Annotated in this window: 21 protein-coding genes; 9 read left to right on the top strand and 12 right to left on the bottom strand. The window is 54.1% G+C overall.

The features are described 5' to 3' along the window. Window positions 1-18 precede the first annotated feature (18 nt). The 6 genes from C491_RS22125 to C491_RS17075 form a co-directional block, all read right to left on the bottom strand. Complete coding sequence (locus tag C491_RS22125) at window positions 19-204, bottom strand: DUF7563 family protein (protein WP_083909381.1); 186 nt, start codon at window positions 202-204, stop codon at window positions 19-21. 320 nt (window positions 205-524) lie between these two features. Beyond that, a complete protein-coding gene (locus tag C491_RS17095) occupies window positions 525-1,781 on the bottom strand; it encodes an RNA-guided endonuclease InsQ/TnpB family protein (RefSeq protein ID WP_005558574.1) in 1,257 nt (418 codons plus the stop codon). Window positions 1,782-2,021: 240 nt separating this feature from the next. Beyond that, a complete protein-coding gene (locus C491_RS17090; protein WP_005558572.1) occupies window positions 2,022-2,228 on the bottom strand; it encodes a hypothetical protein in 207 nt (68 codons plus the stop codon). A 561-nt stretch (window positions 2,229-2,789) separates the two neighbouring features. Continuing rightward, a complete protein-coding gene (aglF, locus tag C491_RS17085) occupies window positions 2,790-3,524 on the bottom strand; it encodes a UTP--glucose-1-phosphate uridylyltransferase AglF (RefSeq protein WP_005558570.1) in 735 nt (244 codons plus the stop codon). A 243-nt stretch (window positions 3,525-3,767) separates the two neighbouring features. Continuing rightward, window positions 3,768-4,949 (bottom strand): glycosyltransferase family 4 protein, encoded by a 1,182-nt coding sequence (locus tag C491_RS17080; RefSeq protein WP_152421374.1) that lies wholly within the window; start codon window positions 4,947-4,949, stop codon window positions 3,768-3,770. A gap of 202 nt (window positions 4,950-5,151) precedes the next feature. After that, window positions 5,152-6,138 carry an SDR family oxidoreductase gene (locus C491_RS17075; protein ID WP_005558566.1) on the bottom strand — a complete coding sequence of 329 codons (987 nt, stop codon included), beginning with the start codon at window positions 6,136-6,138 and terminating at the stop codon, window positions 5,152-5,154. A 273-nt stretch (window positions 6,139-6,411) separates the two neighbouring features. Between C491_RS17075 and C491_RS17070 the strand changes: the two genes are divergently transcribed. The 7 genes from C491_RS17070 (at window position 6,412) to C491_RS17060 (ending at window position 15,580) form a co-directional block, all read left to right on the top strand. Continuing rightward, complete coding sequence (locus C491_RS17070; RefSeq protein WP_049892229.1) at window positions 6,412-7,866, top strand: sulfatase; 1,455 nt, start codon at window positions 6,412-6,414, stop codon at window positions 7,864-7,866. Between the two features lie 398 nt (window positions 7,867-8,264). Then, on the top strand, window positions 8,265-9,410 hold the full coding sequence (locus tag C491_RS22120) for a glycosyltransferase family 4 protein (RefSeq protein WP_083909380.1): 1,146 nt from the start codon (window positions 8,265-8,267) through the stop codon (window positions 9,408-9,410). A gap of 797 nt (window positions 9,411-10,207) precedes the next feature. Beyond that, entirely contained in the window at window positions 10,208-11,290 is a 1,083-nt protein-coding gene (locus C491_RS22710; protein WP_152421373.1) for a hypothetical protein, read from the top strand. Between the two features lie 6 nt (window positions 11,291-11,296). Further along, a complete protein-coding gene (locus C491_RS22115; RefSeq protein WP_005558561.1) occupies window positions 11,297-12,199 on the top strand; it encodes a glycosyltransferase family 2 protein in 903 nt (300 codons plus the stop codon). Between the two features lie 14 nt (window positions 12,200-12,213). After that, window positions 12,214-13,755, top strand: a complete 1,542-nt coding sequence (locus C491_RS22110) for a lipopolysaccharide biosynthesis protein (RefSeq protein ID WP_152421372.1) — start codon at window positions 12,214-12,216, stop codon at window positions 13,753-13,755. Between the two features lie 34 nt (window positions 13,756-13,789). Next, on the top strand, window positions 13,790-14,530 hold the full coding sequence (locus tag C491_RS22705) for a hypothetical protein (protein WP_152421371.1): 741 nt from the start codon (window positions 13,790-13,792) through the stop codon (window positions 14,528-14,530). A gap of 123 nt (window positions 14,531-14,653) precedes the next feature. Next, window positions 14,654-15,580 (top strand): NAD-dependent epimerase/dehydratase family protein, encoded by a 927-nt coding sequence (locus C491_RS17060; protein WP_005558557.1) that lies wholly within the window; start codon window positions 14,654-14,656, stop codon window positions 15,578-15,580. Window positions 15,581-15,727: 147 nt separating this feature from the next. On the opposite strand, the gene glmS is transcribed toward C491_RS17060, so the two are convergent. After that, complete coding sequence (gene glmS / locus C491_RS17055) at window positions 15,728-17,608, bottom strand: glutamine--fructose-6-phosphate transaminase (isomerizing) (RefSeq protein ID WP_005558556.1); 1,881 nt, start codon at window positions 17,606-17,608, stop codon at window positions 15,728-15,730. A 245-nt stretch (window positions 17,609-17,853) separates the two neighbouring features. Between glmS and aglM the strand changes: the two genes are divergently transcribed. Then, window positions 17,854-19,140, top strand: a complete 1,287-nt coding sequence (gene aglM / locus C491_RS17050; RefSeq protein ID WP_005558554.1) for a UDP-glucose 6-dehydrogenase AglM — start codon at window positions 17,854-17,856, stop codon at window positions 19,138-19,140. Here aglM and C491_RS17045 read toward each other — a convergent pair whose 3' ends face one another. The 4 genes from C491_RS17045 to C491_RS17030 are packed head-to-tail and all read right to left on the bottom strand — an operon-like array spanning window position 19,141 to window position 22,075. Continuing rightward, a complete protein-coding gene (locus C491_RS17045; RefSeq protein ID WP_049892223.1) occupies window positions 19,141-20,061 on the bottom strand; it encodes a hypothetical protein in 921 nt (306 codons plus the stop codon). Between the two features lie 9 nt (window positions 20,062-20,070). Next, window positions 20,071-20,808, bottom strand: coding sequence for a hypothetical protein (locus C491_RS17040; protein ID WP_005558549.1), 738 nt, complete (start codon window positions 20,806-20,808; stop codon window positions 20,071-20,073). Beyond that, the gene (locus C491_RS17035; protein ID WP_005558547.1) at window positions 20,805-21,686 is read right to left on the bottom strand and encodes a hypothetical protein; all 882 of its coding nucleotides are present in this window, start codon (window positions 21,684-21,686) and stop codon (window positions 20,805-20,807) included. The genes C491_RS17040 and C491_RS17035 overlap by 4 nt, the downstream gene beginning before the upstream one ends. Next, a complete protein-coding gene (locus C491_RS17030; RefSeq protein WP_005558545.1) occupies window positions 21,683-22,075 on the bottom strand; it encodes a hypothetical protein in 393 nt (130 codons plus the stop codon). Before C491_RS17030 ends, C491_RS17035 begins: the two co-directional genes overlap by 4 nt. A gap of 646 nt (window positions 22,076-22,721) precedes the next feature. Between C491_RS17030 and C491_RS17020 the strand changes: the two genes are divergently transcribed. Next, window positions 22,722-23,072, top strand: coding sequence for a hypothetical protein (locus tag C491_RS17020; RefSeq protein ID WP_005558541.1), 351 nt, complete (start codon window positions 22,722-22,724; stop codon window positions 23,070-23,072). Window positions 23,073-23,079: 7 nt separating this feature from the next. On the opposite strand, the gene C491_RS17015 is transcribed toward C491_RS17020, so the two are convergent. Then, window positions 23,080-23,691, bottom strand: coding sequence for an HNH endonuclease (locus C491_RS17015; RefSeq protein ID WP_005558539.1), 612 nt, complete (start codon window positions 23,689-23,691; stop codon window positions 23,080-23,082). Between the last annotated feature and the right edge of the window lie 671 nt (window positions 23,692-24,362).

Here is a 24,362-nt window from a genome sequence, read left to right as displayed (position 1 = left end):
AGTTCAACGCGACAGCGCTCAGAGTGGGCGCTTCTTTCCTCTCAGTTGCTCGGCACGGGATTCGCCCGCGCCGTCGACGGCGCCACCGTTGTTGAGGTCCCGGTAAGTCGTACAGTCAGGACAACCCGAGACGGTCCCGTCGGCACCGAACACTCGGATGAAATCCCGGGTGACGTACGCTCCACAGTCGCTACAGTGTGGCATACTTGAGTCGTTCGCGGCCAGATACTAATAACTATGGTGATATAAGGGAGATTAATATTTCGAAGCATGCATCGTGGTAAACTCGAGTCCCATTGGGAGGAAGGCGACGTTAGCTGGTCGTTCTCGGTTCGACCGTTATTCGGACGGCCACCGTGGGCTTCTCGGATTGCCTCGAGGCACTGTAGGTCTAGATCATCGCTTTCGATCGCATGGTCAGCACTGCTCCCGAGAGTGCCGAACCCGCGACACTCGAGCCTCGTGGCGCCATGCAGTTTCGATCGGGTTAGTGTCGCCTGGTCAACTACCCCACCCTACTTCGCTCACCCTGACGGGTTCGCTCGTGGAGGGTGGGGCTTGTCCATGAACTCGGCCTCGAACCCTTCCGGGTGGGCGGTAAATCCGCCACTTGGCATCACTGTTCCAGACTGTAGGGCAAGTTGACTGTTGCCCGTCCGCCGAGACGACTGTTGGCCCCGACGGACATACCGCATCCCGATGTTCTTCGCTGCGTTGTAATCCGCGTTCGCTTCCGACTCGCACTTCACGCACCGGAAGTCGTTTCGGGTCGGGCGATTCTCGTCTGCTGTGAAACCACACTCTGCGCACCGCTTCGAGGTGTACGCCGAACCCACCTGCTTCACCGAGATTCCTTCGGCTTCGGCCTTGTACTCCACTTGCTCGTAGAGTGTTCGGAACGCCCACTTGTGACCCCACGACGCTCCGGTTCGGTCGCGGATGTGAGTCAGGTCCTCGAACACAATTACGTCACAGTCGTACCGGAGTGCTTCGTCTACGATGGCGTTCGACGCCCGGTGTAGTACGTCACGGACGTAGCGAAGTTCGCGGTCACTCGACTGTTCGAGCGTTCGGTGGGCGCTTCGCGTCCCGGTCTGCTGGAGTCCGGCACGTACCTTCTCGAACTCGCGGAGGTTGTGGGTCAACTCCCGCCCGCTGAAGAAGTAGGCGGTGCTTGTGACGGCGAGGTTTTCGATACCGAGGTCAACCCCGAGAACCGTTCCGTCCTCGGCGGTGTTCCGCTCGGTGTCATTCTTGTGTCGGCGGAAGCCGATATGTAAATGGTAGTCGCCATCACGGGCGGTGAGCGTACTTTCCGTGACGCTCCACTCGTCTGAATCGAGGTACTGCCGTTGGTAGCCATCGTCGGCGTCGGGTAGAGCAAGGTCACACCGGACGCGACTCTCCGTGGTGGAAAGCGACACCGTATCGTCATCAAACAGCGTCATAGTCCGAGTATCGTACCTCACCGTGGGTGCGGTGAAGGTCGGTTTGCTCACCTTCTTGCCTTTCGACCGACGTTCGATACAGCCGGTGATGGCTTGTGCAGCTTGGTGGGCGGCGAGAATCGCGTGCTGACTACCGAGGTCGGTGTGTTCGCGTACGTCGTCGTAGGCGAGGGGCTGTACGTCGCTTTTCGCGCTACAATTTCCCCACGCCATATCCGTGGCGATTTGGCAACCACGCTTCCACTCGGAGATAGTATCTTCGAGGAGGTCGCGTTGCTCGTCCGTAACCTCAAGACGAGTGATTGCCGTCCGACGCACGTAGTCGTCTGCCACAACTTCAATGTGAGTGGATGGCTACTTATAGATTGGTGCTTGTGACCGATGCGAACGCGCTCTCCCCCTCCATACTCGCTCCCTCCGGTTGCTCCTTGAGGATAGCGCGGAACCGAAGGTTCCGCTGACCATGCGAACGGCGAAGCCGTGAGCAGAAGGGGACTCCGCGCGACCTCGAAGTTGACAATCTCCTCGGCCGTCAGTGCTGGAGCCACGCCGCCCGCACCTCGTCGTCTGGGCTCACTCGGGAGTCGGTGTCCGCCAGCGGACCTGATCGACGTCGCTCGCGAAGTGGTAGTACTTCGTTGTCTCCGGCAGGTTCTCGCGAGAGCTCGGCTCTGCGCGGACACACCGGAGCCACTTCCCATTTGTTCGATCCAAGACGACGACCTCGTCGAACGTGAGACGGCGGCCGTTCTGTAACTCGACGATAACGTTTTCCACCATTGCCCTCCGTTTGAGTGTATTTCTTTCATTCTATTGTTTGTATTTATAATTATTGAATAGTGAGTTACAGTAGAGATCTGAGTCGGTGAGAAATTGCCCGCCGGGAGCAGTCCGGCAGGGAAGAACGCCTGCTCACTGACTCATAGAAGCGGCTGTGACACGCGCCGAGCGAACCGCAGTGATGGTACTTCCTGATGGGGGTGTGGATACCCAGTACACGGTCGTCGAGGCACTGCCGTACGACCGGCCGCCGAGACTCCCTCCAAGCAGTCACCTGCCCGTTCTCGCGGCCCGTCGTGTCCCATCCGGGTCCGCTCCGTCTCGAGGAGGTCATCGAACGCGTCGGCGGCACCGAGGGGACGAGCCGGCCGACATCCTTGACGAGCGGGCGGCGCTGTTTGGCGGTCCGTCGTTCCGACCGGTGTCTTGCAGTCGAGTGGACGGGTCTGAGCTACCCACCAGGGGCCGATGGCGGAGTCGCTGTCCCTCGACGACATCCTGCTCGCGGTCTAGGTCATAGAACGGTCGGTCGGTCACGCTGCGGGAGTGAGAACGTCCCGTTCAGTCGGCCGTCGCCGGCAGCTCGGCCTCCTGGAGGCGTTTTTCGGCCTCGTCGCGATCCTCGGGGTAGCCGACGTCGATGCGCCAGCCCTCGAGGCCGATCGCGTCGATCGTCCGACCGCTCTGAATGAGCAGATCGACCGCATCGCTGACCTCGTACTCGTCGCGGCCGGAGGGCTGAACGAGGTGACAGGCGTGGAAGATTGCGGGCGTGAACGTGTAGAAGCCAGTCATCACAAGATTGGATGGCGGGTCGTCGGGCTTCTCGACGACGTCGGTGATCTCGCCGTAGGCGTTGGTGTCACAGACACCGTAGCGCGAGGCCTCGTCCCACGGCACTTCCTCGACGAGGAACGCCGCGTCCGTCCGCTTCTCCTGCTGGCGCCGGACGACGTCCTCGAGGTTTGCCTCGAAGACGTTGTCGCCGAGAATCAGCATGAAGTCGTCGTCGATATGCTCTTCGACGCACAGCAAGGCGTGAGCCAGTCCGTTCTGCTCGCGCTGGTGGGCGTACGTGATCGGCACCCCGCGGTATTCGTCGCCGTAGTGCTCGACGATCTTCTCTTTAAGGTAGCCGACGACGACGATCAGTTCCTCTGCACCCAGCTCGACGAGCTGGTCAAAACAGTGCGTGAGGATCGGCTCCTCGTCGATCTCAACCATTCCCTTCGGTTTGTCCTCCGTGAGTGGCCGGAGCCGTGTGCCTTCGCCGGCGGCGAGTACGACAGCTTGCATAGTACCGACAGATGTGGTCATCATATAATAGATTTTTGTACTTATGAAACTATCCTCAGTAGAAAACTCCGGCTCCGATCTCTCAGGAATCGACGCCGGATGAGAACAGGTGGTGGCCGGTATTTGAACCGAGGGCGCGGTCGCAACGACCCGCGTCGAGCGTTGGGAGCGACCAGCACTCGTGCGAGGAACCGGCCGATAGCTCGCGACGTCGGCTCACCCACAGTTCCGGCAGCCGGTTCACTACTGGTGGGCGACGGGCTGTGGTGTCGCCTGGTCCTCCCCATCGAGGAGCTCCCGATAGACGTTCGTCGTCTGGCGGACCGTGTCCCGCCAGGAGTACTTCTCGAGGATCCTTTCGCGGCCCCTCGTGCCCATCCGATCCCGTTTGTCGGCGTCCATCGCGAGGAGATCGGCGAGTGCGTCGGCGAGCGTTCCCGGTGACTCCGCGGGGACGAGCCGGCCGACGTCCTCGACGAGCGGGCGGAGTTGTTTGAGATCCGTTGTGACGACCGGCGTCTCACAGGCGAGTGCCTCGAGCACCGTTCGGGGCATCCCCTCGGCGAGACTGGGGAGTGCGAACACGTCGGCCTCGCCGACGACTGCGGGGATCTGTTCGTTTGGGACCTCCCCGAGGAACTCGACGCGGTCGGCAACGCCCTCCTCGTGGGCGAGGGCCTCGAGCTCCTCGCGCTGGGGGCCGTCGCCGACGAGAACGAGGTTGCGCTCCGGGTACGAGTCGGCGATCCGAGCGAACGCGTCGATCAGGAAGTGCGCGCCCTTTCCGGGCTGGAGCCGGCCGACGAACGCGATGTAGGGCGACTCTGAGCCGTCGTCAGCTACCTGGGACACGTCGCCCCCGTCGGTCGCCGTCGGTGCGAACTGCTCGCAGTCGATCCCGTTGTGGATCACGTCGATGTCGGTGGTGACTCCGCGGTCGAGCAGCTCGTTCCGGTCTCGTTCGTGATAACAGAGGATTCGGTCAGCGGACTCGAAGGCGAGGCGACCGACCGTCGGCAGGTAGGTGAGCTGGACCCACTTCGAGACGCTCTGGGACATGATGCCGTGGTTCGTCAGCACGGTCGGCTTGTCGCGCAGCTGGGACACCAGCGCCGCCATGAGACTCGAGAAGTAGAGATGGGAGTGGATGTGGACGACGTCGTACTGTTCGGCCTCCCGGACGAGATCCGAGACGATGCCGGGCGTGATCGTGTTGTTCAGCGGCCGTGCGACCTGCCGGTAGCGCTTGACCTTGTAGCCGTCGCGCCTCTCACAGCCCGGGAGCGACGAGTCACCGTTATCGGACGTGTAGACGGTGATGTCGTGACCATCCTCGGCCTGAAGCCGCGAGAGGTGGTGTGCATGGAGTCCGATTCCACCCATCTTCTCCGGGTAGAGACTCGGCACGACCCGCATGACATTCATTGTGTTCAATACCCCATCAGGTACGGATATACATTTTTCGAACACAGAGTGCTTTTGCGAATTAGACACGTCGTATACGTTACGTCAGCTCCGGCGAGGATGTATGCTCGGGTAGTGATCGACTGGAGACGGATCATAGAACGTCCGCTCGCTGAGAACGGGTGTAAAGCGGTCCCTTAGAGGATTGGTAGCTACAGTTCGGTTATGACTGTCGGACGAGCGGTTCGTACCACTCGCGGTTGGTTTGGTACCAGTCGATGAACTCCCGGACGCCCTCCCGGATGTCCCGCGTGGGTTCGTAGCCGAGCAGGTCGTTCGCCTTTTCGATGTCGGCGTGGGTGTGTTCGGCGTCGGCCTCGCGGGCCTCGGTGTACTCGAGTTCGAGTTCGGGCGCGAGTTCGTCGCGGATCACTTCGGCCAGGGTTTCGATATCGATGTTGTCTGTGCTGCCGACATTGATAATCTCGCCGTCCGCCGAATCATCGGTGAGGAGTTTCCGGTTGACGTCGACGACGTCGTCAATATACGTAAAGTCACGCGTCTGCTGGCCGTCGCCATAGATCACCGGCGCCTCGTCATTGAGACAGCGCGAGACGAAGTTCGAAATGGCCATATTTGGGCGCATCCGCGGCCCGTAGACGGTAAAGTAACGCAGTGAGACCGTCGGAAGGCCGTACACCTCGCTGTAGACGCGGGCGTACTGCTCGCCAGCGAGTTTGGAGACGCCGTAGGGGCTAACAGGGGTTGTGGGGTGCTCTTCGTCGTAGGGGAGGTACTCGGGTTTCCCGTACACCGACGAGGAGCTGGCGAGGACGACCCGTTCGGTGTCGGAATCACGCGCGGCGTCGAGCACGTTCAGCGTGCCGTCGACGTTGATCGAGTTGGGCTTGCGCGGGTTGTCGACGCTCGTCCGGACCCCCGCCTGGGCGGCCTGGTGGTAGATTACGTCCGCGGCGCCGACGAGGTCTGCGGTGAGCTCGTCGTCGCGCACGTCGCCGTTGACGAACTCATACGTGCCGTCAGTATCGGCCACAGCCTCCTCGCAGATCTCGATAGTGTGTTCTTTGATCCCCGTATCATAGTAGGGGTCGAGGTTGTCGAGGACTGTGACGTCGTGGCCCTCATGGGCGAAGGCCTCTGCAAGGTTGCCGCCGATGAAGCCGGCGCCGCCAGTTACTAGAACTTTCATTATCTGAGGCCTACCCACCTAACATTAAAAATATGTCGTCTCATAGAGCTTCCAGGAGGCTGACGTCGGTATGTGGAGTTCATGTGAGAGGGTGCTGACAATAGCGATCCCGCCACAGCAGAGACAACGTTAGAATAGACCGCCAACTATTTATCTGAGGTAAAAGAACAACTTCCTGACTTAAAGAGCTGTAGAGATGAATAATTGTAGAACGAAGTATCTAACCGTGTGTTCGCTATCCATCAGAAAGCAACCATTTAGAGAGGAAAAGCCATGACGAATATTGTTCTCATAGTAATGGACACGGCTCGTTACGACGAATCCTTTGGAACAGCAGCCCCACCTACCATCGCCGACCTCTGTGACAACGGGACGAAGTTTACCAACGCCTTCGCTGCAGCACCGTGGACACTGCCCTCACATGCGAGTGTGTTCTCCGGGCAGTACCCCTCGAAGCACGGCTCGAACGCGACTGCAAAACAGTTCAATCCGTCTGCACCAAGTGTTATCGAAGCGTTCGACGAGGCCGGACACGAAACCGTTGCTGTCTCGAATAACACGTGGATTAGCGGCGAGTTCGGTTTTGATCGTGGTTTCGATCAGTTCCGGAAAAACTGGCAGTTCGTCCAAGCGGATGCGGATCCCGTGAAGATCGCACGGGAGAACGACGGGATAGAGCGGTGGAAGGAACTCGCACGACACATCTTCGATGGGAACCCACCCCTCAACGCCCTCAACGCCCTCTATGCGTTCTTTCAACATCGCCACGGCTCCGACGACGGAGCCAAACGGGCCAACGACTGGGTGAAAGAGTGGTTGGACGATCGAGAGGAATCGGATCCGTTCTTCCTCTTCTTGAACTATATGGAACCTCATCTCGAATATGCGCCTCCTCAGGAGTACACCGAGCAGCATCTCCCAGACGGAGTGACGTTCAAAGAAGCAATGCAGGTCGAACAGGACGCGTTTCGGTACATTGCGGGCGATCTCGAAATGACGGAGCGAGATTTCGAGATCCTTCGGGCACTCTATCGGGGAGAGATCGCGTATCTTGACGAGCAGATCGGCAACTTGCGTGAGTCACTGAAGCGAGCGGGCGAGTGGGAGGACACCGTTTTCGTAGTTATCGGCGACCACGGTGAGAACATTGGGGACCACGGACTGATGGATCACCAGTACTGTCTTTACGACACGCTCATTCACGTTCCGCTTGTGATCCACGGCGGCGCGTTCACGAACGGTGGCGAACGAACTGATCTGGTGCAGTTGACCGATCTTGCTCCCTCGCTGCTTGATGCCGCAGATATCGAGGCCCCCGAGTTCAGAGACCGTCTTCAGGGGCAATCGTTCCATCCGCAGGCGGACACCGACCCGCGAGAGTACGTCTATGCGGAATACATGGCACCGCAGCCGTCGATGGATGCACTCGAAAAGCGCGTTTCTAATCCCTCCGAAGAGGTCTACAAGTACGATCGCTCCCTTCGCGCGATTCGAGGCACCGACTGGAAACTTATTCGTGGGTCCGATGGAACGCGTGAACTCTACCAGGTGAGTGTCGACCAAATGGAGGCAGACAATCGTAGCGAAACGGAGCCTGAGCAAGCTGAAAGGCTTGAGCAGCAGTTGGACGACTGGCTCGAGTCATTTACTTCTGAAGAGGACAATACGGATGCAGACATGGATCAGAATACGAAGAACCGATTAGAGGATCTCGGCTATCTCCAGTAATACGATGACAGATCAGATTCGGGTTGTTTTTCCACTCCGCAACCAATACGTTCTCCGGTGGATCCAAGATGCTGTATCGACTCCTTACTGGGCTCAATAAGGAACACTTTGAGCCAAAGTATTGATACAAGGCGAAGACGAGCTAACGGATAGATTGGTGACAGAGGCTATGGTAACTAAATGGAAACGAAGCCAGGTGGTGCATGAAAGTTATTTTGTCCACTATATTCCCAGCCATAATTCTCCTTGGCCAATGATTTGCTTCTGAAGAATGGAGGTGCAAATATTCACTACCAAATGGACAGTATATTTATGTACTGGGGATACATATCCGAACATATACTAACCTGGAGTAAGATGTTTGTTGCAAGAACCTAGTTTTCTAATTAACATAAATAATGACGAAGGGAAAACTGCTGATACGTGATAAAATAGCACCGTTTGATACCCAGTTGCGTGGTGGATCTGGGAATTATGTCTACAACCTCTCAACAGAGTTGGCGAGTAGAGGATGGCAGGTAGACATGCTATCACCTTCATCACTTAACTATGAGGCTCCAAAGACAGAGGGTGTAAACTACGAGTTCTTTGATTATAGCAATCCTACTACGATATATGGAAGATTCAAACACACTTTCCAAGGGTGGAGAAAAGTAAGTGAAATAACTAAAAGTAATCATTACGATCTGGTCATTGACAACATTTCCCACCTTCCGCACCTCCCGCTCCAATATTATACAAAAGAAAACAACTCTGCACTGATAGTCCATAATTTGAAGATGAAGTCTGCAATAAAAACGAGCGGCATACTAAAAGCATCCACAATAGTCGGTGTAGAAAAGCTACTGCCATACTTGAATCCAGATCAGATAATTTGCGCCGGCCCTAGTACTGAAGCACGAGTTCAGAATAAATTGGATTTTGATTCAACAGCCGTTCTTAGGCCCTGTATAAACACTAATAGCATTGGGTACAACTACGATCCAAAGTCAAAGAAGGTTCTATTCTTGGGCAGAATAACAGATATAAAGAATGTAGGGTTGCTTTTAGACGCTTGGAAGATATTGGCCGAGAAGTTTCCAGAATTTGAGCTAATAATTGCTGGCGACGGACCAAAGAGAAAGGAGCTAGAAAGAAGGACTAAGGAAGAAAAAATAAGCAGAGTTACCTTCACAGGCTTTGTAGAAGGAAAAGAAAAGAAAAATTTGCTCGAAGAATCGTTGGCTATGGTTATACCATCTATGTTTGAAGGATACGTAACAACTGGTTTAGAAGCAATGGCTGCGGGGACAATAGTGGTCGGTTCGGATCGAAGAGGCATAAATGATTATGTAATTGACTCAGAAAATGGGTACCTCTTCCCGTATGATGATCTTCATTCATTTGAAGAAATCCTATCAGCTATACTTTCAAATCCTACTGAACATCAGTCTATAGCTGAAGCTGGATACAAAACATCAAAGAGGCATTCAGCGGAAAGATTTGGGGACAGGGCAGACGAAATTGTTGATACCCTAGTAAACACTCCTCCTACATATCAATGAGAAATATAATCAGAAAGCCGATTAGAGAGGTCGTTAATCGCTTTTTCGTTTCATTATATGTTCCTGTCATCGTACTAGGCGTCTCAATCGGTGTTATCATAGGTTTGTTAATGGGTAGGCCAGATTTGTCAATAATTGGGTTTCTTACTGTCGGTGTACCAGTGCTATTTGCAGCACTTATAATCTCTTTTCAAAGGATGACTAAAAGAAGCTTTAATTCCTCTTTGATGCACTCTAGTATGAATATTAACAAATCCATCTCTAAAATTTTCATCATTATTTATTGTATGTCCCTAGTGGCTTTAATAATACCACAAGGAAGAGTTTGGTACTATATACTATCTTTAGGTCTACTGGCTGGCTTGCTAGTTTTATCTATATTCGTCGGATCATCTCCATTAGTACTATTATCATTTTTATCTCTGACCCTTATTAATATAATATATGGCGTTACCCTTAATTACCACCTGTACCATGGTTTTGGGGATATTTTCCCACATATCCTTTATTCAGAAATTATATACGATTCTGGTAGTATATTACCACAGGAAATAGTGCACTATTCGACTTTCCCTCTTTATCATATTTTCGTAGCTATGGGATCACACTTATTTGGTGCTAGCGTTCAAACATCACTCTTTCTTCTAACCGGTGCAGCATATATCTCACTTGTCTGGATTGTATTCAGTATGTTCCATAGACTTGATGATAATACTGGCACTGCTATGCTCACTACCATACTCTTCCTATGTAACCCCTATGTCATATTCTATGGTACCTATATGATAACCCGTTCGATGGCATTTGTTGGCATTACACTACTATTTTTATTATTTTTGAAGATGAAAACTGAGAATTCATACTGGATGTTTCTATTCTTACTTGTCTTATTATTTGTGACGTTGTCTCACCAAGTGTCTATTCTTCAATTTTTGTTTTTATTTGGAGTCCTATTAGCTTGCAGCCATATAGTGGGAGAACGATTGATTATTAAACCTATGCACTTAGTCATTCTTTCAGTTGCACCGGCTCTTCACTGGATCTTCTTCTCATTAGACTTTGTTGAAGTAACTATCTTAAACCGAATTGTCGGAGGCGTGTCTACGGAAGCACAAGTTACTGATACAGCGGGCCAATCACTTCATCACGCCATCTATTATGTGAATACGTATATAATTATACTACTGTCTGTTGTTGGCATATATGTGATCTATACTACTTCGGATAAAAAGTGGTTGCGCGCGATTGCATTATTTGGATTGGTGACAGCACCTATTTATCTTCCTAGTCCAATCACCTCCATCCCCCAAGCAGATATTTTCAGATTTGACAGATTTATACTTATTCTAAGTCCATTTGTGTCGTATCTGATGGCAAGGGGACTAATAGGGTCACTATCAATCATGAGTTTGAAGAAGAGATGGGGCCCTATCAAAAGAATGGTAGTGGTACTAGTTATTGTCTTGTTTCTTTTATCCTCAATACTAATACCGGTGAATACACCAAACGGAGCTGATATTGAAGAAGCTTCTTGGACAGGTCCTCCGGTACATTTCTCCAATTCTGAACAACAAGGCCTTGAGCAAATCGATCAAAAATTAGTTTCTAATGAAAATATCTATTCTGACCACTATTCTATTCGCTACTTAGAACGTAACACTTTAGAACCCGAGAACGAATATGAAACACTTGATATCAACAATTCAAGTCATAGATCTAATAGCGTCGTCGTTCTCCGAGAAGATTCCCTTCGGACAGACGGCATAATGATAGAAGATAATGCTACCCGAGGAGAATATAACGATATCAGTCTCATAGAGCACCATCAATCCTCAAACAAAATATACTCAAATGAGGCGTTAGTAGGCTACAACTGGTGATAGTATATGAGTGATATAAGTGTCGTCATACCAACATACAACAGAAGCGAAATGTTGGCTCTAGCAATCAATAGCTCATTAAATCAAACAATACCTCCAAGGGAGATAATTGTTGTAGATGATGCATCCACAGATAATACAGAAGAAGTAGCAACCACATACGGTGACAGAATTAATTATATTCAGCACGAGGTCAACAAGGGAGGAGCAGCTGCCCGTAATACGGGTATTAAGGAAGCTACCGGAGAATATATCGCTTTTCTTGATTCGGATGACCAGTGGAAGCCACAAAAAATTGAGGAACAAGTAAAAGAACTCCAGAATCGGCCTTCTCACTTCGTAGCTGTTTATTGTGGTGTTGAGCATGAAAAGAATGGCTTCTCTGGGAAAATACGACAAATTTTGGGCAATACATGCATTAACCATCGAGAATCAGGATACGAAGGTGGTAGTGAGCTAATTGCTGCTCTTTTAGCTACTAAACTTCAGCTTGGTGGAACTTCAACATTGCTTGTTAAGCGTAAAACAGTAGAGGAACTAAATGGGTTTGATAGTTCATTCCCACGCCACCAAGATTGGGAGTTCCTTATCCGTCTTCTCCAGATCGGGAACATAGCCTACTTGGATAAGCCTTTAGTCAAAAAGACAGAAACAGGATCACCTTCTCTCGAAGACACTCTGAAAGCTAAAAAAATATACTTTAGAAAATTTAACGATGAAATAGAAGCAATCGAAAAGAGAGGAATCGATATACGTGGCCACCACTATAGAAATTTAGCAAAAATAGCCTTTAGAGAAGGAGAATACAAATTAGGTATTAAATTTTCCCGCCAGAGTTCAGTAAACACAATTGGGCAGGTATTTGAAATATCGCATGCCGTCTTTACAGGTTTAATGGCTGAGAGTTAAATCCACAATAATGGATGAGAAATTTCATAGGAGATTACATAATGTCTCGTAGTTTTGTTTCAGGCTTTCTATATGTACTAACATCTAAATTCGGCACATTAATACTATCAGTACTAATAACACCAATAATAATTAGATTGTTAGGAAGCGAGAACTACGGAAACTACGCTTTTGTTCTCTCAGTTATTACAGTACTTTCTCTTATAACATCGCCTGGTGTGTCTACAGGGCTAAGAAAATATATTGCTGAGAACAGAGATTACAGTAATTGGGAAAGTCTCGTCTTTGCGTTCTACTTTCGAGTAGGAATAGTATTAGTCACTATAGCAAGCGTTAGCACAATATTTCTATTGTATACAGGTCTTGTAGATCCATTGATAGGGAGCGATGTTATTCTGTACCTTTACCTTGGTGTAGTAATTTTAATTGTACGACAATTATTTTCTATTAATAAAAACGCTCTCCGGGGACTTAATAGGGAAAAGTACTCTGATCCATTACTCATTTTGAGGAAAGCAATGTTCGGCGGAGTTTCTGTCGCTCTTATTTATGTAGGATGGGGAGTATGGGGTGTACTCGTTGGAGAAATTCTTGCAGTTCTTCTAGCCAGTATTATAGCCATATTCTTTTTGCGGAGAGATTTAGATCTCAGCTATGTCGCTAAGTTAACACCTTCTAATTTTCCACGCCGAGACCTACTATCATATAACTTCTCCAATATGTTGTTCATGGCTATGTTGGGATCTCTTTATCAATTTGATATACTCCTTATGAACCCATTGGCTGGGAGCGAGCAAACCGGATATTATAAAGGAGCACTTGTGATTGCTGAATTTCTATGGTTTGTTCCACTGGCAGTACAGACAATGTTAGTACACTCAACCTCTGAATTGTGGCTAAACGGGAAAACGGAAAAGATCAGTTCCATTGCTTCTAAGGTAACACGATATACTATATTATTCACCTCATTACTAGCAATTGGACTCATTAGTTTAGTGGATGATTTCGTGCCACTATATCTTGGACAGGACTTCTCTAATAGCATAAAGCCATTATTACTTCTTATTCCTGGAGCTATTGGGCTTGCTGCTGCACGTCCTATTCTATCTATTGGGCAAGCAAAAGGTAATATGCGTCTCTTGATCCTTGCTACAGGTTTTGCGACTTTTTTAAACATAAGTCTAAATATATATCTCATCCCCCGTTATGGAATGAATGGTGCAGCTATTGCAACTAGTATAAGCTACGGATCAATGTTCTTTTTCCATCTTTTTTCAGCCCATAGACTTGGTTTCTATCCGCTTAAGGATCTCCGACTGAGTCGAATTCTTGGAACGGTAATCCTTACAGCTGTACCACTACTATTATTATCAAATCTAATAGACAGTACTGTAGCTTCTTTAGTGTTTATACCACCAATCGGATTTTGCATATATAGCTTTAGTGCCATCAAGCTAAATGCAATAAGCATCGACGAAATAAATAGAATTCTGGATGGGTGTCCAGACCCGCTTAGGCGATATGGCCGAATCTTCCTACAGAAATTGGAATCATAGATATTAGTATGGTCGCCATACAACATTCGTCCGCATGCCCTACAAGTCACAACATGTTGAATTTATTGGTCCACCTGGTGTGGGAAAATCAACAATACATCAAAAAATTTCGAAGCAGAGTCGATACTATGGTAGCCTACCTGGAGAGGTTTGTGCACGACTATTAACGACAAGAAAACATATTTTGCTCCAGCGTTTAATGCCGGACAAAGCCTGGAATTATATAGCAGATTCTTTCTTAAAATATCGTGTTGGTAATCATTTTCTCCCGGAATTCATCCAAAAGCATCCCGAATATGTTCCGAAAGTTATAGATATTTGCGAGGAAATACAGTATGAATCAAACCGAGTATCTAGACAGTGTCTCTGGGTAGCCAGCTGCTATCAAATAGGTATGGAATCAAGAGAAACAGGAGAAGTTCTTTGCATGCATGAAGGTTTTCTCCAAAAGACAGTAGCAATTGCTTGGCGAAGTGACAGAGGTCTGTCGCTAGCAAAAGAATACCTAGAAGACATACCACTACCAAGGGCAGTAGTCTATTTAACTGCTCAACCAACAGTCTGTCTCCAAAGACAAGAAAAAAGAAAGAGAACAGTTGTTGCAAAAGATTGGGCAGAAGAACCTCTTGCTACTCAGAATAAGCTTAGTAACCTCTGTTCCAATGTGGTTGCTTTGCTTGAAGATATGGAAATTGATGTTATCGAGATTAATAATGATGGACCGATCAAAGAAACTGTAAACAAGACAATTACAGATATGGATAGTACAATCTAAATATAATATTCGGATGCGAATACCCTCATTTATATTATAATATTCCAGGCTACCCTCAACATCAATTCAGACGAGTAGATCAATAAACACATGTGTTAGATTCGGATATGATCCCATATGACCATGGAGTGGCCGTCGAATCAGACGATTCTCATCACGGGTGGTGCGGGGTTTATCGGCAGCCATCTTGCAACCGGACTCGTCGAAGAAAACGACATCCGCGTCCTCGACAATCTGACTTCAGGCGAACGATCGAAGATACCTCAGGACGCGACACTCATTGAAGGCGACCTCCGAGACAAGGACACCCTTGAGCGAGCCACCGAAAACGTCGACTTGATCTTTCACGAGGCGGCCCTCGTCAGCGTCCAGGGATCGGTCGAAGCGCCGCTGACGAGCCACGATATCAACGCGACGGCGACCCTCGAACTACTCGAGGCCGCACGACGAGAGGACGCTCGAGTTGTGCTCGCCTCGAGCGCAGCGATCTACGGTCATCCCGATAGGGTTCCGATCGAAGAATCCGACTCGAAAACGCCAGCTTCGCCCTACGGGATCGACAAGCTTGCAATCGACCACTACGCGAGACGGTACTACGACCTCTATGACCTCGAGACCGTTGCGCTCCGGTACTTCAACGCCTACGGTCCGGGACAGACCGCCGGCGACTACAGCGGCGTCATTAGCATCTTCTGTGACCAAGCGATCAATGACGACCCGATCACCGTTCACGGCGATGGCGGGCAGACGAGAGACTTCGTGTTCATCGACGATATCGTCCAAGCAAACCTCAAAGCTGCCACGACGGATCACGTCGGAACAGCCTACAACGTCGGTACCGGCCAAACCGTGAGCGTTCAGGAGTTGGCCAAAACGATCGTCGACGTCACGGATTCCGATTCCGAAATCACATACACCGAGGGACGGGATGGAGACATCCGCCACAGCGGGGCCGACATCTCCGCAATTCAAGCCGATCTAGGATACGAGCCGACCGTTTCACTGTTTGACGGTCTCGAGCAGACCGTCGATTGGTACCGACAGCACTGATCGCACGTCGATATTCAAATAATTCTCTTAAGTATAATGGGATTCTGCGATACTCGCTAAAGGCGGACGGGCCGGCAACAGATATTCGACCGAAGTTCGGAATCCGATAGCGCCAAGAACGTCCTTCCGTAGTTATTCGAGGACAACCTATTCTACAGTGACGCTCTTCGCGAGATTTCGCGGCTTGTCGATCGAGCGGTTCAGCTGGTTCGCGACCCAGTAGGATGCGAGTTGCAGTTGGATGTTCGCCAGGATCGGCGTCAGTTTGGGATGGCTCGACGGTACCTCCAGCACGTGATCGACGTACCGCTCGACGGTCTCCGGAACGTCGGTGACTGCAATCACGGGAGCGTCGCGGGCCTGGATCTCCTTGACGTTGCCCAGAGTCTTCTCTAGTCTCGAGCCCTCGGTTAGGAGTGCGAACACTGGGGTGTTTGCGGTGACCAGCGCCAACGGGCCGTGTTTGAGCTCGCCGGCAGCGAACCCCTCGGCGTGTTTGTACGTGATCTCCTTCATCTTCAGGGCGCCCTCNACCAGCGCCAACGGGCCGTGTTTGAGCTCGCCGGCAGCGAACCCCTCGGCGTGTTTGTACGTGATCTCCTTCATCTTCAGGGCGCCCTCAAGGGCGACCGGAGCGGTGTACTCCCGGCCGACGAAGAAGTATGCGCCCGCGTCGATGTAGGCGTCGGCGAGCGCATGGGCCTGGGACTCATCGAGGACCCGCTGGATCTGGTCGGGCAGTTCGCGCAGCGCGTCGACGAGCGTCGGGTCGGGGTCGTCAACGAGCGCGTTCGCGACCATCGCCAGCGCGACCTGCTGGCTGGCAAAGGTCTTCGTCGCCGCGACGCCGATCTCAGGACCAGCGCGAACGTAGCAGACGTGGTCACACTCGCGGGCGGCTGAGCTCCCGACAGTGTTGGTCACGGCGAGCGTCGTCGCGTCCGCACCACTGGCTTCCCGCAGTGCACGCATCGTGTCCGCGGTTTCACCACTCTGCGTGACGCCGATGACGAGCGTCTCGGCGTCGACGGCGACCGACTCGGCGCGGTACTCGCTCGCAAGGAAGGTTTGAGTCGGGATGCCGTGTTCCCGGAGGAGCTGTGCGCCATACAGGGCGGCGTGGTAGGAGGTGCCGCAGGCGACGAGATGGATCCGTGTCGGGCGCTCGAGATCGGCGAGCTCCTCGAGGACGATCCGATCCTCGAACTCGGCGATCCGATTGCGCAGACAGTTCCGAATCGCGCGGGGTTGTTCGTGGATCTCCTTTTTCATGTAGTGGTCGTACCCGCTCTTGCCCGCGTCCTCGGGATCCCACGCGATCTCCTCGATCGACGGTTCGACGATCTCGCCCGCTTCATCCCGAACGACCACCTCGTCCGGCGTGAGCGTCGCGAACTCGCCGTCCTCGAGGTAGATGACACGGTCCGTGTACTCGATGAAGGCCGGGACATCGCTCGCTAGGTAGTTTCCTTCATCGCCGAGGCCGACGACAAGTGGCGACTCGTGGCGCGCCGCGTGGATCACGTCCGAGCCTTCGAACACCGCCGCGATAGCATAGCTGCCCTCGAGCCGATCGACGACCTGTCGGAACGCCGTCTGGCGGTCCTTGCCCGCCGCGAGCCGTTCCTCGATCAGATGGGGAACGACTTCGGTGTCGGTGTCGCTGGTAAATTCGTGGCCGCGTGTGGCGAGTTCGTCGCGGAGTTCCTGGTAATTCTCGATGATCCCGTTGTGGACAACCGCGATGCGACTGTCCTCGTCGGTGTGAGGGTGGGCGTTTTCATCGGATGGCGGCCCGTGGGTGCTCCAGCGTGTGTGACCGATCCCGGCGGAGACACTACTGGGGTCCTCGGGAACTGCTGCCTCGAGCGCCGACACCTCGCCTTCGCGCTTGTAGATATCCAGCGAATCGTCGGCGAGAGCGACGCCCGCGGAGTCGTACCCGCGATACTCCAGTCCGTTGAGTCCCGTCAGGAGAACGTCGAGTGCACTATCGCCGGTCCCGGTGTAGCCGATGATTCCACACATTATCCGCTCACCTGCTCGAGAGTCGAACCGTCTTCTCCGAGGAGGGCTGCACCACAGATAGTCTTCCCTGTCGACATACCAGTACCATCGGTAACGTTATTTCTTATTTATTCCGGTTGGTTTTACTTACTGTAATTAGTGTCATGATCAGCTGCGAATTTGATGTTTGTATCAGCTGTTCTCTACCAAGCGGTTCTTGTTCAGTACCAGAACGTTCTTACAGATCCGCGTGAGCAATCAACTTAATGCATATCTCTGTCATTGGCAGCGGCTATGTCGGGACGACGGTCGCAGCCTGCTTCGCAGAACTCGGGCACAAGGTCACGGCGATCGACATCGACGAAGAGATCGTCAACACGCTCAACGAGGGGAAGGCACCGATCGACGAGCCGGGTCTCGAGGACCTCCTCGAGAAACACGTCGGCGACCGGCTCGAGGCGACCACTTCCTACGACGCAGTGCCCGAATCGGACGCCACGTTCCTCGCGATTGGGACGCCGTCGAACGCAGACGGCAGCATCGATCTTACCGCACTCGAGGCAGCTGCCGAGGCGACAGGCGAGGCACTCGCCGAGAAATCGGAACGGCATCTCGTCGTTATCAAGAGTACGGTGACGCCGATGAGCATCGGGGACGTCCTCGAGCCAGCCGTCCACCGCGGTGCAAACGACAACGAGAACATCGAGGTTGGGATGAATCCCGAGTTCCTCCGTGAGGGCAGTGCGGTCTCGGACTTCATGCACCCCGATAAGGTCGTCTACGGAACGCGCTCCGAGTGGGCGACGGACAAACTCCACCAAGTCTTCGAGCCGCTGCTCGAGCAACACGATGCCGATATCGTCGAGACCGATCCCGCAACGGCCTCGATGATCAAGTATGCCAACAATGCCTTCCTCGCCTCGAAGATCAGCCTCGTCAACGATCTTGGAAACATCTGCAAGGAGTTTGGTCTTGATGCCTATGAAGTGATGGAGGCAGTCGGCCTCGACGATCGAATCTCCGAGCAGTTCCTCCGCAGCGGGGTCGGCTGGGGTGGCTCCTGTTTCCCGAAAGACGTCAACGCGATCATCGCGGCCGCACGTGAAACGGGATATGATCCTGCGCTGCTCGAGGCCACCGTCGAGGTCAACGACCGGCAGCCCGAGCGGATGCTCGATCTGCTCGAAAAGCACGTCGACCTCGAGGGGGCGCGCATCGCCGTGCTGGGACTCGCATTTAAGCCCCAAACTGATGACATTCGGAATTCGCGGGCGATTCCGACCATCGAGAACCTTCAGGAACGGGGCGCCGAAGTCGCTGCGTACGACCCTGTTGCGATCGACCCGATGCGCGAGCGATTCCCAGAGATCGAGTACGCCGACTCGGCGGCCGACGCGCTTGCAGACGCCGACGGCACCGTCGTCGTCACTGACTGGGACGAGTTTGCTGCGCTGGACGAGGAGTTCGACGCGATGAAAAATGGAGTCGTTGTCGATGGCCGTCGCATTATTCAGCGACGTGACGGAATCATATACGAAGGACTTACATTCTAGTTAGTTTTTATTTGGTTTCTTTATTCGAGGTGCCAAGGAGTCAGGGGTTGGCAGGACGCGGATCTCTCCGAACCCGAACTTCGAGTGGGTCCCCACGCGGGTGATCCCTGCTTTTGCGGTTTCGACCGGTCGATCGCCCGCGTAGCCGACCGTTTGACCGTGGTCGATCGTTTCACACCGGTAGTCGGAGTCGTTCTCGAGGAGCTTCTCTGAACGGGTCCGGAGTTCGTCACGGTCCGCGGTCCACCACCACGGAACGTCGACGGCGTTCGTGCCCGGATACGTCGACTGCAGCACGAACGGCGTCACGAGTTCCAGTTCGTGGCACTCGCTCTCCTCGAGCTGGGTGTAGTCGAGCGCGTCGAGATCGATCAGTTGGGTCTCCTTGAGACGGGTACAGCCGTACCCATAGTTGCGCTTGCCCCCGAACTGCAGGCCGTCGAGTCGCTGGTCATCGAGGGGTAACAGATCCTCGCGGTCAGCGTGGAGATAGGCGTGGATGTACCACTTCGTCGTTTCCCGCTGTCGATCCGCATCGGCGGGACGGCCCTGGATCATCTCATGAGCCAACGCCGGATGATCGCTCTGACGACGAACGTCGTGAGTGTTCAGTGCGTCCCGCGGGCGGGAGTCGAGGAGCCACGGCTGGGACGGTCGGCGCAGGAGGAACAGGTCCTCGTAGCGCTCGACAGGCGGTAAGTTGCTCCCGAGATGCGGGCGAACGCCCGACCGTGAGTGCCAATCGGGAAACACCCCAAACTGCCCCGGGACGAAGATACCGTGGCTCGCGTGGAGATGGCGATGGATTTCGTACGGGAGCTGCTGTCCGAGTGCGTGCCTGATGGCGTTCCCCGAGACGTAGTAGGGATGGCCGATGTAATCCATCTCCAGCTCCCAATGAATTTGTTGAATCTCTCTCATCTGTGTACGTTATTTCTTTACTTCCGATTGCTGCAGATGCTTCTGGAAGTCCTCGAGATACTGGAGTGCTGTCGACCACGCACGGATCCGGCGCAGGTTCGCGTCTAGTACCATGTCGAATCTATCCGTGGTCAACGGATGACCGGATAACTGTGACCAGACCGTTGCCCACGACCGCCACGGACGAGCTCCCAGCCGTGCCGACGGACGGCGGTTGGCGTCCCGATCGATTCGGAGCGCAAAGCGATCACCGGTGTAGACCGTCCGATGCGGAACGATCTCGTCAGGTGGATCAACCACGAGCCGTAGCTCATCGAACTCGTAACCATCGCTGTAGTTGTCTACCAACGCTGCCACCAGCAAGGTATGGTACTTCAACGAGGTGTAGGGGTAGTACAGCGACTCGTTGAACAGCGCCGCGACGTCGCTCGCCAGCCAGGCAGCGTGCATCGCCTTCGGATCCGTCTCGGTCAGGAGCTCCCGGAGGGCGTGGTTGATCTCGGGGTCTGCCGGCTCGACCGATGTGATTACCGAATCGCCCGTGAGCAGCGAGAGTCTGTGCGGTGACGTATGGTTCGCGACGGTCAGCTCCGGCGTTCCGGACGGCCGACTCAGTCGCGCCGCATCGCCGTCCGCGCCGTGCGGGACCGACTGATTGACTGGCACCCCTGCGAACGTCTCGTCGGCGTGGGCATGGGATTGGCCGGTCAGTTTGTGAGTGTCATGGCGATATACTGCTATTCTCATATTTCTCCACTCGAGTGAGCATCGATCCGGTTCTGAAGCGCGTCAACGACGGCGGGCCGGTAGTCGTCGGCCCACTGGTCGTCCTTTCGTTCCATCGTGTCCGTCGGAGTCCGTGCACGGTCGAAGACGCGGGGGAGTTCGTCGTCCTCGTACAGCGGATTGAGCAGTTCACAGTCGACGATTCCGGCTCCGAAATTCCGCGCACCGCCGAGTTGGTACCGGAAGTCCGTTCGGTGGTCGTGGAGGAAGTCAATCGCTTCACACAGCAACCCAAGAAACGCCGGTTTCACCTCACGGAAGGAGAGATGCCAGCAGCCGTCCAGATTGGCGACCGCATCCAGCTCAACGTTGCGCAGCGGTTCGCGGTCGTCCGCATCGTTGCGCGAGACGACGTTCCGGTTCAGCCGGCGGTAGTGACCCTCAGCCTGACCGCGCATGTAGTCAACGCTCGCTCGGACCGGACTGAATCGGATCGGCCGACGCATCAGCTTCCCCGGGTGAGCGTTGAAGCCCCCGAAGAGATCGAAGACCACACAGCCGTCGTCGGTCTCTTCGAGACAGCTACCCTTCGGATGATAGCCGTCCTCGAGATCGCGCTCGTAGACGTCGTCCTTCCGAAAGTTCGCGTTCGCCTCGCCTGGGTGGCAGGCCGTTCCACCCCGGTCTTGGACGACGCGTTCCATCCCGTGGCGGAGCCAACCCGACAGCGAAAACGCGGGGATGATGCCGCCAATCTGATTCTGTGGGTCGTCGGCCTCGTAGTGCGTGTTCGAGGCATGATGGCGATCCGTGAGGATCGAGTCTCGAACGACCAGCAGGTCACACTCGAGGCGGACGTAGACGTCCGTCAACGCCTCAAGCGGTGGCTCACGGCTCATGGCGCACATCCCTCCGTCGGTGGACTGAACGCCCGCAGCGCGAGTTCGGTCAGACATAGCCGTGGGCTACGCGGCGTGGGCAGTACGATCGAGCCGAGACGGCCGCCGACCAGCAGTTCGGTCGTCCCGAGCGTCGGCGACCGAATCCAGCCAGGCGCACAGCCGTGACAGAACAGCCGCGGGATGTCCCACTGTGCAGCGTCGGCACACCGATAGGCGTACGCGAACACGATGTCGGTCTCGCGCAGCGGCGATCCACAGCCGATGCAGACGGCCGCGTCGGGTTTCGGGCCGACCGGGTGGCCGTGGAGGACCTGTGCCGGCGTCGCGGTGACGGTCGGCTCCTCGCGCTGGTCGGCACCGTACCGACGGCAGTCGTCAGCGGCCATCTTTCTCCGTACTGTGCGCGTTGAAACACGCAAAGCAGGGTAACTGGTCGCCGGTCAGGCCGGCACACCAGTCGTGGTCACATATCTTTCTGCCGGTGCGTTTTTGAATGGTCGCGGTTGTAGTTGGCATTGCTTCTCGCCTCCCGAGAAGTGCGGGCGGTGTCCTAGCACCGTCCAGTTTTACTGGATACCCGCCTCCTCATCTGCATATAGCATCTCCGTCCACTTAATAGTTACATTGTAACATATTTCGTAACAACACTTGCAATTCAAAATAGAACTAGCACCGAAATGTTTAGTGTAATATCGATGTAGCCAATAGTAAGATGGTGAACGAGGATTTCGAGCCTAATGACCGGCAAGATGCGATCCTTGAGGTGCTAAAGGAAGGCCGGAAAGAGGGCAAACCATGGGGATACGCGAATCCCAAACGGCTTGAAGAAGCACTTGATACACGACGCCAATATATCAATCGAGCCCTCCGCGGACTCGTTGACGCAGGTTGGGTGGAAAAAGTAAACCGTGGACTCTATCGATTTGTGCGTGATCCGCGAGAGAACTAACAATATAGACCACATTACCGGGTTTTCCCTGTAGTCGCGTCGACTGGCGGGTCGCCTCCCTCGAGCGACTCGCCCAGGACCTCATGCTCGGGATCGGCTTTGCGGATACTGCCGAAGAGATCGACGAAGTCAGAGGACCCCACAACTCCTACATCTATCCACTGCTAAATACGGGCGTCATCGCAGGTAGCCTCTACATCGGCGCACTCGTCTACGCCCTCGGGCAGGGTATCAGAAAACGGTGGACGCCCTGGAACGCCTACGCCGTCGGTCTCGCGACCGCAATCTTCCTATATATGGGCTTCGAGTCGCTCTTCCTCGGTGGTCTCAGTGTCTCCTCGATTATGCTCGGACTCGCACTCGGACTCCTCCTCTATTCGCCGGAGGCGGACGGCCCCGTCACCGACATTCGATCGAAATTCGAGATTCGCTAACGCGAGTTCACCTCTCGGCGTTCATCGATTCCAAATTCACCTCCTCGAGCACATCCTCCACCCACCGACGCCGAGCTCGCTCCCGCTCCAGCTCACTCTGCAGCTTCTCGAGAGCCGACCACGCTGCACCGGGACAGACGGCCCGATACCAAACGTTCTCGCGAGTCTGCAAACAATTCATACGCTCGAGCTGTGACACCAGCGACCGAAGCCGTTCCTCGGGGATCTCAAGCTCGCGCTCGAGGGCGTACACCGTCTGCCCGCGCTCTTTCAACACCCGAAGCACGCGAAGCGCCTCGTGGCGATCGGTTTCGGCGAACTGTCGCTCGACGTGTGCTCCCTCGAGGCGATTGTGACAGGTCCCACAGACCGTAACGAGATTCAGGTCGAGACGCGCGTCGGCCTTCGGGAGGTACTTTCCCGGAACGATGTGGTGGACCGCCATCGACAGCGGATAGTACTCGTAGTTCCCGTTGTGGTCCCCGCAGCGCTGACAGACGTTGTTGTCCCGCGTTCGAACCTCCGTCGCACGTTTCGTCCAGTCGCTTCCACGCGCTTTGGGAACGTCGAACGCCGGGCCGTCGACGTTCGGCCCAACGGAGTCCTCCTTATGACTCATCGAGCTGCCCCCGTCACTAGTGACTTCGCTCCTCGAACGCTCGTGTGTACTCTCATCGTTCAGTGTGGAATCCGCCAGTCGATCGGTTCCGACCGGACGATCTCTTCGCCTTCGACTCCTGAACCGCACGTCGGGCAGAAGTTGGTGTTCTCACGTTTGGTTAACTGATTCGGAGTGCCACACGCTCGACAGAGAATCTTGTACCCGGAGAGGTTGCGATACGTCTCCTGTGACTTTGCTCGGTGACTCGACGCATCGAGTAGTTCGTAGTTGTCCAGCCTGTTATCGAACGGACAGCCGTTCACATGGTGGACCTCCTTCTCGGCGAGTTCGCCGATATCGTCGACGAGCAGCGTCGCGTGAAGTCGGTGAACCTGGACGCGGTGACGAGCGCCGTTGTGCTTCGTATCGATCCCTCTGTGACCGTACGGGTTACAGTGGATTGCCGGCACTCGAGCGAAATGAACCTGCGACGCGTGAACCGACTTTGCTCTGTGCGAATCGAAAGTCCGATCGCAGTGGGGACAGTCGACGCTCATCTCACAGCCCCCCGCTCGTTGCATCGGCGACCCGGCTCGGACCCTCGCCTTCGAGGCGAAGCCGGTCGCTTGGACGGTTCCGCCCTGGCACTCGTCGATCGGTCCTCCTGATCGCGAGTTCGAGTAAGCGCG

This window comes from Natronococcus amylolyticus DSM 10524 (assembly GCF_000337675.1).
Lineage (GTDB): Archaea > Halobacteriota > Halobacteria > Halobacteriales > Natrialbaceae > Natronococcus > Natronococcus amylolyticus.
Note: the sequence above shows the minus strand (reverse complement) of the source record. Positions and strands in the feature narration are given on the sequence as shown.